The organism is Leucobacter coleopterorum (genome assembly GCF_011382985.1).
GTDB lineage: Bacteria > Actinomycetota > Actinomycetes > Actinomycetales > Microbacteriaceae > Leucobacter > Leucobacter coleopterorum.
Window position 1 is genome coordinate 570,179 of the sequence record NZ_CP049933.1, and the last position, 15,103, is coordinate 585,281.

The following is a 15,103-nucleotide window of genomic DNA, read 5'->3' on the forward strand; positions in this document are numbered from 1 at the left end:
ATCCGCAACCTCACAAAGGAGTTTGTCACCCCGAAGGAACCACGTTCACTGCTCTCGACGGCATCGATCTCGAGATTCTCCCCGCAGAGTTTTTTGTGCTGCTCGGGCCTTCGGGCTGCGGGAAAACCACGCTTCTGCGATCCATCGCGGGTCTTGAGCAACCCACTAACGGCGAAATCTGGCTTGGCGAGCAGCGAATCGACCAGATGCCGCCGTATCGGCGGCGAGTCAACACGGTGTTTCAGGCCTACGCCCTGTTTCCGTACCTCACCGTGCGGCAGAACATTGCCTTTGGCCTCGAGATGGAGGGCAAAAAGCCCCGCTCTCCCGAGGTGACCAGCCGAGTCGATGAGATGCTCGAGCTAGTTGGCCTCACTGACTTTGGATCGCGCAAACCCGGCCAGCTTTCAGGCGGGCAACAGCAGCGTGTCGCGCTCGCACGGGCACTAGCAAAGAACCCCGACGTCCTACTCCTCGACGAACCACTCTCGGCGCTTGACCTCAAGCTGCGGCGAGAGATGCAAACGGAACTCAAGCGGATCCAGGTCGAATCCGGGATCACGTTTGTGTTTGTGACCCACGACCAAGAAGAGGCGATGAGTATGGGGGATCGTATCGCCGTGTTCAATCGGGGCAGGATCGCCCAACTGGGCGAACCGCGTGAGCTCTACGGCTCACCCGCGAATCGATTCGTTGCCGAGTTCATAGGCGAAATGAACTTTTTGACGGTGTCGGCGCAGCCGGGTGGTGTGCGCACGGCCGACGGTGCGCACCTGCACGATGGCCTGCTTTCGGAGCCGGTCACGGGGTCAGCCCCCGTCACAATCGGCATTCGGCCAGAGCACCTTCGGGTGGCAGAGGGAGGCGAGCTCTCGGGTGAGGTCGTCGCGTCACAGTTCATCGGAACCGACCTGCGTCTTTGCGTGAGCATTGGCCCGACCGAGTCCGTCTGGGCGCGAGTTGACGCCGGCTACCACGGACCGAGCGCGGTGGGGAGCGAACTCTCGCTCACCCCCGACCCCGGTAAAGCTCAGGTGGTGCGATCATGACGGCTCCACACCCACCCGCGCCGCGCGCAACGGTACCCCGTGAAATCGTGGCCCACGCAACCGTGCCAGTAGACGTGGTCGCTGCCGAGCAATTTCGCAAGACCCGGTGGCGCCGCCCCGGCACGGCGACCCCGTGGCTCGCGTTGCCCGCCATTCTTATCGGAGTGCTGTTTGTCGGTGTTCCCGTGCTGCTTGTGATCGCCTACTCGTTCATGAGTAAAGCTCCAGGCGGAGTGGGCGTTGCTGGCCCCGTGAACCTCGACAGCTGGCAGCGGCTTCTCTTTGAAGAAGACTTCAGCGGCAACGTCAGCTTTAACCCGCAGTACCTGCTGGTGCTGTGGCGGTCGGTGTGGATGGCCGCGCTCACCACACTGCTGGCAATGGTGATCGCGGTTCCAACGGCGGTTTGGATCGCAACCCGGACGCCTCGGGTCAGAAACCTGCTTGTGCTCGCCGTCACGATCCCATTCTGGACGAACACACTCATTCGCACCTACGCGTGGATGATCCTGCTCAACGACAACGGCCTCGTCAACGCGGGCGTGAAAGCGTTTGGTTTCGACGCACTCCCGCTGTACCCCAGTATGTTCGCCACGGTTGTGGGGCTCGTCTACGTGTTCGTTCCGTTTATGATTCTGCCGATCTACACGAGCGCGGCGAAGTTCAACTTCAGTCTCGCCGAGGCAGCGTACGACCTGGGCGCGACCAGGTGGCGAGTGGTCACTCGTGTGCTTCTGCCGAGCCTGCGTTCGGGAATCTTGGCGGGCAGCATCCTGGTGTTCATCCCGGCGCTCGGTGCCTTCATCCAACCGATGCTGCTCGGTGGCGCAAAACTCGACTTGATCGGCACCATCATTCAGCGCCAGTTTAAAGAGTCGATGAACTGGCCGTTCGGGGCCGCCATTTCGGTCGCTCTGCTGATCCTGACCCTTCTTGCACTTCTTGTTTTTGCCCTCGGGGCAAAACGACTGGCGGCGCAGGGCGAGAAAGCGAGACTGCTATGAAAGCCCGCGCGCTCAAGGCGCTGAACGCATTTCCCGGGTTTGCCGGGGTTGGTGTTGCCCTGCTGCTGTTTTTGTACGTGCCACTGCTCGTCATCATCGCCTACGCGTTTAACGCGAACAACATCGCGATGGTGTGGAGCGGGTTCAGTTTTCACTGGTTTGGTGAGGTGTTGGCCTCTGACCCGATCAGGCAGGCGTTCGTCAACTCCCTCGTCATTGCCTGCTGGTCAACCGTCATTGTGCTGATCGTTGCACTGTTTGGTGCGGTGGGTCTTGTCGGCATGAAACGACGCAACTCGGCGTTTGCGAGCGGGCTGATTGCGGCTCCGCTGATCCTGCCCGAGATTGTGCTCGCAATTGCGTTGCTCAGCCTCTTTGCGCTCTTTAGGGTGCCGCTCGGTGTCCCCGCGATGATTCTGGGGCACGTTGTTGTTGGCCTGCCGTTTGCGGTGCTGCCAATCCGGGCGAGACTTGCTGACGCGGATTGGAGTCAGTTCGAGGCTGCTGCCGATCTCGGTGCCGGTGAGCGGCAGATTTTGAAGCGCATCACCCTGCCCATGCTGGTCCCCGCGCTCATCTCAGGAGGCATGCTCAGCTTCATCGTTTCGATGGACAACTTCATCATGTCGTTCTTCACCGCTGGTCCGGGCTCAACAACCCTTCCCTCTACATCTGGGGGTCGCTGCGAGTTGGCCTCACCCCAGAAATCAACGCACTTTCGACGATGATCCTGCTCGCCTCGATCCTCGTTCTTGTGCTCTCCCAAGTAGTGATCCGAAAGAAAGGCTAATCATGCGAACCACCCCCACAACCGCGCCGATGCGGTTGACACTCACGGCGATCCTCGGATCTGCCCTGCTCTTTGGAGCAGCCGCCTGCAGCGCTGCACCCGGCACCGACAATTCTGCTGAGGGCACGACGGACGCTTTTCCTGAGAAAGGGTCGGGCGTCGTAAACCTCTTCAACTTCACCAACTTCATTAACCCGGAGGCCCTCAAGAAATTCACAAAAGATACGGGCATTGAGGTGAAGGTCGACACGTTCTCGTCCGCCGAAGAGATGGTCGCGAAGGTGAAGACAGGCTCCGCGACCTACGACGTTGTTGCCGTTTCCGACTACGTTGCCGAAGACCTCATCGCGAGTGGGCAGCTGCTGCAGATCGACGCCACCACCTGGCCAAACGGCGGCAACATCGAGGATGAGTTTGCCGACATCTACTTCGACAAGGGGCGAAAGTTCACCACCCCGTACGCTGTGATTTACGACGGCATCGGGGTGAACACCTCCGTGGTGAAAGAACCCATCAAGTCTTGGGCTGACTATTTCGCGGCACCCGCTGATGCCGTCGGCAAGATCGGTCTCCACGACGATCAAACGTTTGTGATTAACGCGGCGCTGTTCGCGACAGGATCTGAGCCGTGTACAACAGACGGCAAAGCCTACGAGAAGGCACTTGACCTTCTGAACGGGTTCAAGCCCAGTGTGAAGATCATCAGCTCTGACGGCACGATTGATCGTCTTGCCGGGGGTGAGACCACCCTCTCCACCATGTGGAACGGGTCGTTCGCCAGGGCGCAGGCGCAGAACAAGGATCTCAAGTACGTGCTTCCCGAGGAGGGGTTCATGATCGGGGGAGACAGCCTCGCGATCCTGAAAAATGCCGCGAACACCGACAACGCGAAGATCTTTATGAACTGGCTCATGGACCCGGCGAACGCGGCGGTCAACGCGAACTGGATCAAGTACTCAGTACCGCTCAAGGGAATCGACGAGGAACTGGCGAAACTCGATAACGGCGGTGCCGCGGTTGTTGTGCCCACCGCTGAGGAGGCAAAGCGAGGAGTTATGAACAAACCCTGCTCTGCCGACGTGAAAGAGCAGTACGACAAACTCTGGACGATGTTCAAGGGCTAAGCCGACGCGGTTCGGGTGGGCCGCGGTGGCCCGCCCGAACCCTCAGACAAAGGAGTCACAGTGAATCAGGGTTCACTAGACGGGCTGTTGGTTGTAGACCTGTCGCGCGCACTGGCCGGCCCCCACGCGGGCATGATGCTCGGCGACCTGGGTGCCAGGGTCATCAAAGTTGAGTCTCCAGGATCGGGGACGACACCCGAGTGTGGGGTCCGCCCTTCGTCGGTGACGGCGACGGAACAGCATTCTCGACGTATTTTCTCTCTTGTAACCGCAACAAAGAATCGATTGCGCTCGACCTGAAGAGCGATGACGGGCGAGACGTGCTGCGTGAGCTGTTGAAACGAGCCGATGTCATGATCGAAAACTTTCGCACCGGGGTAATGGATCGGCTGGGGTTCAGCACGGCAGCGCTTGCCGCGCTCAATCCCTCGCTCATCCAGCTGTCGATCACGGGGTTTGGGCATGACGGCCCGAGGGTGGTCGGGCAGGGTACGACCAAATTGTGCAGGGGGAGGCTGGTTTGATGTCGCTGACTGGCCCTGGCCCCGATGCGGTGCAGCGTGTTGGTACCCCGATTGCTGATTTGCTCGGTGGTATTCACGGCGTCGTTGGGGTGCTGGCGGCGCTGCACGAGAGGGATCGCACTGGACGCGGCCGTGTGGTTCGCACCTCGCTGCTGTCTTCGATTGTGGGAGTGCACGCCTTTCAGGGGACCCGGGTCACCGTCGCGGGTGAGACCCCACGGGCACAGGGCAACCACCACCCCTCGATCGCGCCGTACGGTTTGTTTGCCTGCCGAGACGGCGTCATCCAGATGTCGGTCGCAAACGACAACCTCTGGCGCGGTTTTTGCGCGGAGTTTGGGCTCGATCCTGCCTCTCCCGGTCTGGCGACAAACCCCGAGCGAGTGGCGAATCGCGAGCAAACTATTGCCTTTGTGGAGACCGCTCTTCGCTCACACGCCGCCGCCGAGCTGTTGGAACGGCTTCGGGCCGCGGGGATCCCGGCGGGCAAGGTTCGTGACCTGACCGAGGTGTACGAGTGGGATCAGGTGCACTCGCAGGGGTTGGTGGTTGATGTGCAGCATCGGGCCCTCGGCAATATTTCACTGCCTGGCCCTCCGATCCGCTTCTTTGATGTTGATGCAGCTGGTGAAACGGAGCGCTCGCGCGCGGCACACACCGCCCCTCCCGTGTTGGACCAGCACGGTGAAGCGATCCGCGAATGGCTCGCGGGGTGGCATCGTGAGCACCTCACAACCCAGTACGAAGCCGCGGCGTCGAACCGCGATGGAACTGATCGGGCTGATCCAGGATCCGGGCAGTTATGTGTCGTGGGACGCGGATCCGCGTGAGCCTGACCTTGGTGATGATTACGGGGCGGAGCTCGCGGCGGCACGCGAGCGGAGCGGTGTCGACGAATCGATCATCACGGGTGAGGCCCTGATAGGCGGGAGACGAGTCGCGCTGATCGCGTGTGAGTTCGCGTTTCTTGCGGGGTCGATTGGGGTGGCCTCGGCGGAGCGTTTCGTTTCGGCGATGGAGCGCGCGACCGCCGAGGGGCTGCCGGTGCTCGCGTCCCCGGCTTCGGGCGGAACACGCATGCAAGAGGGGACCGTTGCCTTTGTTGCGATGGTGAAGATTGCCGCAGCCGTTGCGGCGCACCAGGCCGCCGGACTGCCGTACCTGGTCTATCTGCGACACCCATCAACCGGAGGGGCGCTCGCGTCGTTCGGATCTCTCGGGCAGGTGACGGTCGCGGAGCCGGGTGCCCTCGTCGGCTTTCTCGGACCCGCGTCTACGAGGCGCTCTACGGAGAAGCGTTTCCTGACGGTGTGCAGTCGGCCGAAAATCTTGCCAGGCACGGCATTATCGACGGGGTGCTGCCGCCAGATGAACTGCGTGAGGTTGTGCGCCGGGTACTCGCGCTGCTCGACCGCCCGAGTCACGCGGAGCTGTTGCAGCAGGCCGCCGATCCGGGTTCTGCCTCGCAGCGACCCACCGGGTCTGTCGCGACCTGGGACTCGATTACTCGCACCCGAGACCGCGCTCGGCCAGGCCTTCGTGACTTGCTTCGCCACGCGGCCACCGACGTCGTTCCGCTCTCGGGCACGGGGCAGGGCGAGCGAGACCCCGGGCTGTCGCTGTGCCTCGCGCGGTTCGGCGGTGTGCCGTGTGTGGTGGTGGGTCAGGATCGCCGCATCCAGCGTTCTCACGCGCCGCTCGGCCCGGGGGCGCTGCGGGCGGCCCGTCGAGCGATGCACCTGTCGAGTGAGCTGCAGCTTCCTCTGGTCACCGTGATTGATACCCCAGGGGCCGAACTCTCGCAGGCAGCGGAAGAGGGAGGTCTCGCGAGTGAGATCGCGCACTGCCTCGCAGATCTTGTGACCCACGGCGGGCCCACGCTCTCCGTGCTGCTTGGTGAGGGTACCGGAGGTGGGGCGCTCGCACTGCTGCCCGCTGACCGCACTCTCGCTGCGGAGCACGCGTGGTTGTCGCCGCTGCCACCCGAGGGGGCCGCCGCGATTGTGCACCGGGATCCCTCCCGGGCGCCGGAACTGGCCGAGCAGCAGGGGGTCGCGTCTGCGGCGCTGTATGCACACGGCATCGTTGATCGTGTGGTTGCCGAGGTTCCGGATGCTGCCGCCGAGCCGCGGGTTTTCTCTGTGCGGATGGGCCACGCAATCGCGCAAGAGCTCGCCGCCCTGGTGCTGCAGCAACCGGATGCACGACGTGTTGCGAGGCTTGAGCGGTATCGGGGTCTTGGGTGAGTGTGGTGGTGTCGCTAAGAGCTACAGCAGATCCGCGACCGACCCCAGAATCTCGTCGGGTCTGAACGGGAAACGCTCAATCTCAGCCTGATCCGCGATGCCCGTCATGACGAGTACGGTGTGTAGACCCGCCTCCATGCCGGCGACGATGTCGGTGTCCATACGATCGCCGATCATGCCCGTGTTGTGGGAGTGCGCGCCGATTTTGTTGAGGGCCGAGCGGAACATCATCGGGTTTGGCTTACCCACAACATAGGGCGTTTTGCCGGTTGCGTTGGTAATGAGCGCGTTGATTGAGCCCGTCGCGGGCAGCGGACCCTCGGGGCTCGGGCCGGTCGCGTCTGGGTTCGTTGAGATGAAGCGAGCACCACCGATAATCAGGCGGATCGCCTTGGTGATCGCGTCGAACGAGTAGTGCCGCGTCTCACCAACCACCACAAAGTCTGGGTCTGTTTCGGTCATCACGTAACCGGCGTCGTGCAACGCTGTCAGGATCCCGGCTTCGCCGAGCACAAACGCGCTGCCACCCGGTTTCTGCTGCTTGAGAAAGGCGGCAGTTGCAAGCGCGCTCGTCCAGATACGATCCTCGGGCACCTCGATGCCGGAAGCGCTTAAGCGTGCGCTGAGATCCCGCGCAGTGAAAATCGAGTTGTTCGTCAACACCAGGTACGGGATCTCGGAGTCGCGCCAGTGTTTGAGTAGTTCGGATGCGCCGGGGATCGCCTGATTCTCGTGAACGAGAACGCCGTCCATGTCGGTGAGCCAGCACTCGATTTCTGTGCGGCGGGTGTGTGCTTGATTCTTGGCCGCTTGATTGGGATCCATGACCCAAGGCTAGCCCTCGCGTGTGAACAAAAGGTTGCGGGACGCGCACGTTTGTCGGTCGCTGCTGGCACACTGGTTACATGCATGAACGAGCCGGTCAGCCTGCCCTTGAGACAGATCTTGTCGATATTGATGCGCTGCTTGCAGCCTACGAAAACCTGGTTCCCGATCCTGCTGTGCCCGCCCAGCGGGTGGTGTTTGGCACCTCGGGTCACCGTGGTTCCTCACTGAACCGGTCTTTTAATCGGGCGCACATCGCAGCAATCAGTATTGCCATTGCAGAGTATCGCGCGGTCCAGGGCATTGAGGGCCCGCTCTTTATCGGGTCAGACACTCACGCGCTCTCGGCTCCCGCGGAGCACACCGCGCGAGAGGTGCTGCTCGCTCGGGGCGTGCACGTAGTTTCGGCCGCGGGCACCGGCGACGAAACGTTTGTGCCAACCCCGGCGCTGAGTCACGCGATCCTAACCCACAACCGAGATCGTGCTGCAGACGATCCACACCGCGCCGACGGCATTATCGTCACTCCGAGCCACAACCCACCGGTAGACGGTGGGTTTAAATACAACCCACCTCACGGTGGCCCAGCCGACACTGACGCGACCAACTGGATTGCCGCGCGCGCGAACGAGCTGCTCGAGAGCGGTGCCGACTTGTACGCTGCTTCAGCGGGCGTGACGCACGGCCACGAGGGCGGCTACGACTTCTTAGGTGAGTACGTCGAGGGGGTCGAAAACGTCATCAATGTTGCCGCTATCCGCGATGCCGGTGTGCGGTTCGCCGCGCACCCGCTCGGGGGAGCGAGTATTGCGTACTGGGGGCGATCCGAGATCGTTATGACCTCGATCTGACGGTACTCGGCCCAGGCGTCGACCCGCAGTGGGGTTCATGCACCTTGACTGGGACGGCAAGATCCGCATGGACCCCTCGTCTGCGCAGGTGATGAGCACACTCGACTCTTATCGTGAGGACTACGATCTCATCACGGGCAACGACGCGGACGCCGATCGCCACGGCATTGTTACGGCAGACGGCCTCATGAATCCAAATCATTACCTCGCAGTGGCGATCGACTACCTGCTTTCTCATCGCCCTGACTGGCCCGTGTCTGCCGGGATCGGCAAAACGCTTGTGTCCTCGGCGATTATTGACCGGGTGGTGGCAGCGCGCGGGCGTGAGTTGCTTGAGGTGCCCGTTGGGTTCAAGTGGTTCGTTCCGGGGCTTTCCGACGGCACGCTGGTGTTTGGTGGTGAAGAGAGCGCGGGGGCGTCGTTCCAGCGGCTCGACGGTTCTGCTTGGAGCACCGACAAAGACGGAATCTTGCTGGCGCTGCTCGCCGCCGAGATCCAGGCCGTGACGGGCCAGTCACCTGCAGAGCGTTACCGTGAGTTGGTAGCCGAGTTCGGTGAGCCGCACTACGCCCGCATCGACGCCGTCGCGACGCCCGAACAGAAGGCCCGTCTGCTCGCGCTCTCACCCGATGACGTGACGCAGAAAGAACTCGCAGGTGATCCCATCACCGCGATACTCACCGAAGCCCCTGGAAACGGAGCAGCGATCGGAGGTCTTAAGGTCGAGACGGAGCAGGCCTGGTTTGCAGCTCGCCCCTCGGGTACGGAAGACGTTATGAAGATCTACGCAGAATCGTTCCGCGGCGCTGAACACCTTGCCGAGGTACAAGCAGCAGCCCAGCAGCTTGTGGCGCGGGTGCTTGGGTAGGGCCTGGGTACCGTCGCGCACGCACCCGCCCGCGACGGTAATCTAGTTTCATGTCTGCACCCCTACGCCGCTACTCCTATCTCGGACCAGCTGGAACCTTCACCGAAGCGGCGCTCAAGCAGGTGCCGGAGGCGGTCGGGCAGGAGTGGTGCCCCGTCGCGAATCTGGGCGAGGCCCTAGCCGATGTGGTTTCGGGGCGAGCGCCGCTGCGGTGATCGCGATCGAGAACTCAATCGACGGCGGTGTGACGGTGGCGCAGGACGCTCTCGCGACTATCCCTGGCCTGCGCATTGTGGGGGAATACCTGGTGCCGGTGCGCTTCGTGCTGGTTGCTAAACCGGGCACGCGCATGGAAAATATCAACGTGGTCTCAGGGCACCCCGTCGCTTACGGGCAGTGCCGCGCGTGGCTCGATGACCAGATCCCACGTCACCGCCACTTGCCAGCGACCTCAAACGTGCAGGCTGCAGCTGATCTCTTCGACAGTGAGAAGGGCATCGACGCCGCGATTGCGCCGCCCGGCATCGAAGAACACTACGACGTCGAGGTACTTGCCGAGGGGATCGCCGAAAACCCCGACGCCGTGACCCGGTTTGTTCTGGTGAGCCGCACGGTGCCGGTCGGCGAACCGACCGGGGCAGACAAAACCTCACTGGTCGTGGAGCTGCCCGAGGACCGGGCTGGATCCCTGCTCGAACTGCTTGAGCAGTTTGCCACTCGCGGCGTGAACCTGACGCTGCTTGCGTCGCGTCCCATTGGAGATCGCATGGGTCGCTATCGCTTTGTCATCGATGCCGAGGGGCACATTAAAGACGAGCGCGTCGCCGATGCGCTGCTCGGTGTGAAACGCTTCAGCCCGCACGTCGTGTTCTTGGGTTCATACCCCGCGCGGATCGCATCGCCGCAACGACACACGCCGTCTACGACAACGACACCTTCCGCGACGCCCGCGACTGGCTGCGCGGGTTATTGAGGGCACACCCGACGGTACTGATTAACGAGGAAGCTAGACTTTCCACTCGGGCAGAACTCGCACAACGAGCGCCCCGGGATCCACCCGACCATTCACTGCGAGCGCGAGCCCAAAATCGTCACCGTCGAGCTGGATCGGCTCTGGTTTTGTGACTGAGAGTGCGTAGTTAGTGGCCTGCACGTAGCTGACACTGCGGGTGTCGTGCACGAGGTCGATAATTTTGCGGCCGGTCTTCGTCTTGCGCAGCACTCCGTTTTCCCAACCAATCTTGTTCCAGATTCGCAGCCACGAAAATGCGCCGAGTGGTTTGAGCGCCACAACATCGAGGCGACCATCATCGAGCTTTGCGTCTGGGATCAGCAGCACACCACCCGGCATTAGGCCGCAATTGCCGATCATGACCGTGTATACGGAGAGCGACTTCGCCTCAGAGCCGTCGACCGAGAAGTGAATGTGCAGCGGCTTGTCAGTCAGGATCGTGCGTACCCCGGCATCGACATAGGCGAGCCAGCCGACACGCTTCTTGAGTTTCGACCTGGTTGCAGAGATCGCGCGCGCGTCGAGGCCCATGCCCGCGAGCACAAGAAACACATGATCGCTCTCTGTGTCGTCCTCGCGCACGATGGTGAGGATCCCAAGATCGATACTGCGATTAACACCGGTGAAAGCCGCTTTGACCGCCTCGCTGACCTTGGTGAGGGGAACGCCGATGTTACGGGCGAGCAGATTGCCGGTGCCCTGCGGCACGATTGTGAGCGGAACTCCCGTGCCCCTCAGCGCCTCGGCCACCGCGCGGATCGTGCCGTCGCCGCCGCTGGCGATCACTACGCTCGCCCCGTCTTTGAGTGCCTGCTTCGTGGCGCTCACGCCCGCATCGTCTTCGGCGGTCTCGTACCAGCGGGACGACGCCCACCCCGAGTCCTGTTCACCCTGCTTGACCTCGGCGCGCAACTGCTCGAGGTCCGTCTTGAACGGCTGATACACAACAGCAACGACTGGCTGTGGTTGTGACGTGGCTTCGGGCATGCACCAAGGGTACTGGGTTGACCACATGAATGATGCTCCTATTGTTGTCAACTCTTAGGCGCGCTTGTTTCGAGCCATTCCCGATATGCCTGAGCGAGTTGATCATCACGCGTGAGGCCACGCTCAAGGCGTGAGATTTTGGTCAGCCATACATTGAAATGTTCCGCGACCTGCTGCAGAGTGATCCCCAGCGCTTGCCTGAATGGCCGAAGATCATCCACGCGAGGCACCTCAACATTCTTCGTGAGGAGTGTGAACACCTCGCGCGCAATCGCTCGCTTCAAACACCTGATGATTTCTTTGTTGTTTCTCCCTTCCGCGCGTTTCTTCTCGACATATGCTCTCGTGCGCGGCTCGTGACTCATCCGTACGAGCGCGATCCGGTGAAGTGCGGAGTTTGCGTGCCGGTCTCCGCCCGGTTGAGCCGGTGCCTGGTTGTTTTGCCCGAGGACGCGGGGATCGGGCTCACTCCGCAGAGCGCCGCGAACGCGGCTTCTGAGCGGAGCCGGTCGGAGTTATCGCCTGCAGTGATGAGGAGCTGCGCGGCAGTGACTGTTCCGACCCCGTGCGCTGCGGTCAGAGCCGGGTTGGTGTGCTTCGTGAGGGTTTCGAGTTCTTGATCCAGGGTGTGTATTTCAGTCGAGATATAGCGGTGTCTGCGTGCCAGTGCTCGCAGTGCGATCACGATGCCTTGATGCTCGGGTAGGGGCGGATATCAAAGTCTGCGAGGTCAGCGACGAGGGCTGCATCGGTCACGTTACGGAACCGTTCACGCAGAAGCGAGGGTGCGGTCACGAGGAGTGATTTCAGTTGTACTTGCGCGGCAGTGCGCGCTTTGATCGCTGAGCGTCGGGCAGCGAACAGGTACCGGATCTGCTCGACCGTGCCGTCACCGGATTTCGGGGTGGGCTGCTTCGTTTCAGTGAGCGCGGTCTTCGCGGCAGCGTAGGCGTCGATCGGGTCGGACTTTCCGCTCATACGGCGCAGTTGCCGGTTCGGGCGGATCACTTCGATGACGTGATGCCCGAAAGAGGTGAGATGACGGGTAAGGCCGGCCCCGTAGGAACTGGTTCCCTCGATCCCGACACGAACCAGGATGCCGTACATGAGGATGAACGCAGTGAGAGCTACATAGCCTGCGGGCGTGGTGGGGAACTGCGCGTCTGCGAGGTGTTTCCCGTTCTGATCGATCACGGCCGCGTGGTGTGTGTCGGCGTGGGTATCGACCCCGGCGTAGATGTCGCAGGGTTCAGCAATGTTTGTCATGATGGTTCTGCCTTTCCGGTTTCTGTTGGGAGGCAACCGGCCGGGCGGGCAGACAGGACGTTGAAGAGGCCTCTTGACCAGGCTCCTATGAGGTCATGCTCGCCTGGCTGGGTCCTGTAACCCCCGCTCCTGGACGACAGATCAAATTGAAGGCACGGGGCCAGTCAGTGGGCGAGTCAGCCCTGGAACGGGGCATTACCAGTATCAACGTCAGAGGGTGCGGGGTAAGCTTGCTCGTGTGATCGATCCAGTAATCCTCCGCAACGATCCCGAGTCCGTCAAGCGTTCGCAGCGCGCCCGAGGCAACAGCGAGGTGGTGGTGGATGAAGCGCTCGCCGCAGACGCTTTGCGCCGTGCAGCGCTGACCGAGTTCGAGACTTTGCGCGCCGAACAGAACGAGTTTGGCAAGCAGGTGAAGGCAGCACCGAAAGAAGAAAAGCCCGCGCTCATCGCTCAGGCGCAGCAGCTCGCGGCCGGCGTAAAAGCGGCAGAGGCTCGCGCGAAAGAAGCCGATGCGGCATTTGACACAATCGCGGCTCGCATCGAGAACCTCGTCATCGACGGCGTGCCAAGCGGTGGCGAGGAGAACTTTGTGACGCTGCGCGAGGTCGGCGAGCGCTCAAGCTTCGACTTCGAACCTCGAGATCATCTGGAATTGGGTGAGCTGTTGGGGGCCATTGATATGGAGCGCGGCGCCAAAGTTTCGGGTGCCCGGTTCTACTTTTTGCGTGGAGTGGGAGCGCGGCTCGAAATTGCGCTCATGAACATGGCTCTGGATCGTGCGATGCAGCACGGCTTCACTCCGCTGATTACGCCGACACTCGTGAAGCCCGAGATCATGAACGGTACGGGTTTCCTGGGGGAACACGCCTCCGAGGTGTACCACCTGCCCGAGCAAGACCTGTACCTCACAGGCACAAGCGAGGTCGCGCTCGCTGGCTACCACGCAAGTGAGATCCTTGATCTCGAAGACGGTGCCGTTCGATACGCCGGTTGGTCAACCTGCTACCGCAGCGAGGCCGGTTCACACGGTAAAGATACGCGTGGAATTCTGCGGGTACACCAGTTCAACAAACTCGAGATGTTTGTCTACGCGGATCCGGCAGACGCCGAAGCTGAGCACGACCGCCTGGTCTCGTACCAGGAGGAGATGCTGCAGGCGCTTGGCTTGCACTATCGTGTCATCGACGTGGCCGCCGGTGATCTGGGATCGAGCGCGGCCCGCAAATTCGACATTGAGGCCTGGGTGCCGACGCAGGGCACCTACCGTGAGCTCACCTCAACGAGCAACTGCACGACCTACCAAGCACGGCGTCTCTCGACCCGCTTCCGCTCGGAGAGCGGCAAGACTGCCCCAGTAGCGACGCTCAACGGCACACTCGCGACCACCCGGTGGCTCGTGGCGATCCTCGAGACGCACCAGCAAGCAGACGGCAGCGTCGTTGTTCCCGAGGCGCTGCGCCCGTATCTCGGCGGGCTTGAAGTGCTGGCCCCTCTCGACACTGATGCGCGCAAGAAAGGGTAGTCATGCTGGTTAAAGTTTCGGATCCCGAGCGCCACCTCATCGCACTCGATCTCGACGGCACCGTGCTGAATCACTCGGGTCCGGGTGCCGGCGACGATCCTCTCTCGGGCGCAATAGATCCCGATCTGAGCGACGCGATTCGAAAGCTGCACGACACCGGACACGAGGTCGTTATTGCGACCGGGCGCTCCGTCGACGCGACGCTGCCGATTGTAGAGAAGCTGAGAATTCGACCGCGGTGGGTTATCGCGTGCAACGGTGCGGTGACGCTGAAGCGTGATCCACTCGCCCCCCGCGCCTACCGGCGTGAATACGTTGAAGCGTTTGATCCTACGGATGCCCTGCTTAAGATTCGCACGCAGCTCGCAACAGCGCGTTACGCGGTAGAACTCGCGGACGGCGGATTTCTGTACACTGAGATGATTCCGACGGGCACACTGCCCGCTGAACAGAGGCAAGTTCCATTTGAGCAACTGCTCGGGTGCAAGCGTCACGCGTAGTTGTGGTGTCGCCCGATCACCGCTTTGAAGAGTTTGTTGGCGCGGTCGATTCCCTGGGACTGACCCACGTGTCCTACGCCGTGGGGAGCACCTCCTGGCTTGATATCGCCCCAGACGGAGTGACTAAAGCGAGTGCCCTCGAGACTGTTGTTTCGAAGCTTGGCATCGATCGCTCGCAGGTCTTTGCAGCGGGCGATGGGCGAAACGACATCGACATGCTGCAGTGGGCCGCCCGTTTCGGCGATTCTGTTGCGATGGGTCAGGCTGATCCCGAGGTGCAGGAGGCAGCTGGGCGCGTTACAGGAAGCATCGACGAGGGCGGTTTGTTGACCGCTCTGCGCGAACGTTTTCCAACGCTCTTGTAGCTGCGTGCAAGAGCGCGGCAAAGCTTTGCTAAGCTTATCTGCGGAGGGTTGTCCGAGCGGCCGAAGGAGCTTGTCTTGAAAACAAGTGGGCGGAAACGTCTCAAGAGTTCGAATCTCTTACCCTCCGCGTGAAGAAACCCTCGGTCTCGTTTCGAGACCGAGGGTTT

General features: G+C 61.8%; 12 protein-coding genes, 1 tRNA gene and 4 pseudogenes. 12 read left to right on the top strand and 5 right to left on the bottom strand.

What is annotated here, in order from left to right; all coding sequences use genetic code 11:
* The first annotated feature begins 62 nt into the window (after positions 1-62).
* From G7066_RS02695 to G7066_RS02720, 6 genes and pseudogenes are all read left to right on the top strand, one after another.
* Positions 63-1,049, top strand: coding sequence for an ABC transporter ATP-binding protein (locus tag G7066_RS02695; protein WP_166331872.1), 987 nt, complete (start codon positions 63-65; stop codon positions 1,047-1,049).
* Positions 1,046-2,053, top strand: coding sequence for an ABC transporter permease (locus G7066_RS02700; protein WP_166328842.1), 1,008 nt, complete (start codon positions 1,046-1,048; stop codon positions 2,051-2,053). The genes G7066_RS02695 and G7066_RS02700 overlap by 4 nt, the downstream gene beginning before the upstream one ends.
* The gene (locus G7066_RS02705; RefSeq protein WP_205881509.1) at positions 2,050-2,781 is read left to right on the top strand and encodes an ABC transporter permease; all 732 of its coding nucleotides are present in this window, start codon (positions 2,050-2,052) and stop codon (positions 2,779-2,781) included. The genes G7066_RS02700 and G7066_RS02705 overlap by 4 nt, the downstream gene beginning before the upstream one ends.
* A gap of 64 nt (positions 2,782-2,845) precedes the next feature.
* Positions 2,846-3,967 carry an ABC transporter substrate-binding protein gene (locus tag G7066_RS02710; RefSeq protein ID WP_166328844.1) on the top strand — a complete coding sequence of 374 codons (1,122 nt, stop codon included), beginning with the start codon at positions 2,846-2,848 and terminating at the stop codon, positions 3,965-3,967.
* A 60-nt stretch (positions 3,968-4,027) separates the two neighbouring features.
* Positions 4,028-5,321: pseudogene (locus G7066_RS02715) on the top strand (CaiB/BaiF CoA transferase family protein).
* Positions 5,257-6,737, top strand: a pseudogene (locus tag G7066_RS02720) (carboxyl transferase domain-containing protein). Before G7066_RS02715 ends, G7066_RS02720 begins: the two co-directional pseudogenes overlap by 65 nt.
* Positions 6,738-6,758: 21 nt before the next feature.
* Here the strand turns inward: G7066_RS02720 and G7066_RS02725 are convergent.
* Complete coding sequence (locus G7066_RS02725; protein ID WP_166328846.1) at positions 6,759-7,562, bottom strand: HAD-IIA family hydrolase; 804 nt, start codon at positions 7,560-7,562, stop codon at positions 6,759-6,761.
* An 80-nt stretch (positions 7,563-7,642) separates the two neighbouring features.
* Here G7066_RS02725 and pgm point away from each other — a divergent pair.
* Positions 7,643-9,281: pseudogene (gene pgm, locus G7066_RS02730) on the top strand (phosphoglucomutase (alpha-D-glucose-1,6-bisphosphate-dependent)).
* A gap of 50 nt (positions 9,282-9,331) precedes the next feature.
* Positions 9,332-10,265, top strand: a pseudogene (pheA, locus tag G7066_RS02735) (prephenate dehydratase); the annotation flags it as partial.
* Between the two features lie 22 nt (positions 10,266-10,287).
* Here the strand turns inward: pheA and G7066_RS02740 are convergent.
* From G7066_RS02740 to G7066_RS17720, 4 genes are all read right to left on the bottom strand, one after another.
* Positions 10,288-11,280: a diacylglycerol/lipid kinase family protein gene (locus G7066_RS02740; RefSeq protein ID WP_166328848.1), complete on the bottom strand. Its 993-nt coding sequence runs from the start codon at positions 11,278-11,280 to the stop codon at positions 10,288-10,290.
* A 47-nt stretch (positions 11,281-11,327) separates the two neighbouring features.
* A complete protein-coding gene (locus G7066_RS17710) occupies positions 11,328-11,564 on the bottom strand; it encodes a hypothetical protein (RefSeq protein ID WP_425280729.1) in 237 nt (78 codons plus the stop codon).
* A 77-nt stretch (positions 11,565-11,641) separates the two neighbouring features.
* The gene (locus G7066_RS17715; RefSeq protein ID WP_425280749.1) at positions 11,642-11,965 is read right to left on the bottom strand and encodes a transposase; all 324 of its coding nucleotides are present in this window, start codon (positions 11,963-11,965) and stop codon (positions 11,642-11,644) included.
* Positions 11,962-12,546 (bottom strand): IS110 family transposase, encoded by a 585-nt coding sequence (locus G7066_RS17720; RefSeq protein ID WP_425280736.1) that lies wholly within the window; start codon positions 12,544-12,546, stop codon positions 11,962-11,964. The genes G7066_RS17715 and G7066_RS17720 overlap by 4 nt, the downstream gene beginning before the upstream one ends.
* A 238-nt stretch (positions 12,547-12,784) precedes the next feature.
* Between G7066_RS17720 and serS the strand changes: the two genes are divergently transcribed.
* The 4 genes from serS (at position 12,785) to G7066_RS02760 (ending at position 15,063) form a co-directional block, all read left to right on the top strand.
* Complete coding sequence (gene serS / locus G7066_RS02750; RefSeq protein ID WP_166328850.1) at positions 12,785-14,071, top strand: serine--tRNA ligase; 1,287 nt, start codon at positions 12,785-12,787, stop codon at positions 14,069-14,071.
* A gap of 2 nt (positions 14,072-14,073) precedes the next feature.
* Positions 14,074-14,571, top strand: a complete 498-nt coding sequence (locus tag G7066_RS15570; RefSeq protein WP_244303221.1) for an HAD family hydrolase — start codon at positions 14,074-14,076, stop codon at positions 14,569-14,571.
* A complete protein-coding gene (locus G7066_RS15575; protein ID WP_244303224.1) occupies positions 14,553-14,936 on the top strand; it encodes an HAD family hydrolase in 384 nt (127 codons plus the stop codon). Before G7066_RS15570 ends, G7066_RS15575 begins: the two co-directional genes overlap by 19 nt.
* Positions 14,937-14,978: 42 nt before the next feature.
* A tRNA-Ser gene (locus G7066_RS02760) sits at positions 14,979-15,063 on the top strand.
* Positions 15,064-15,103: the final 40 nt, after the last annotated feature.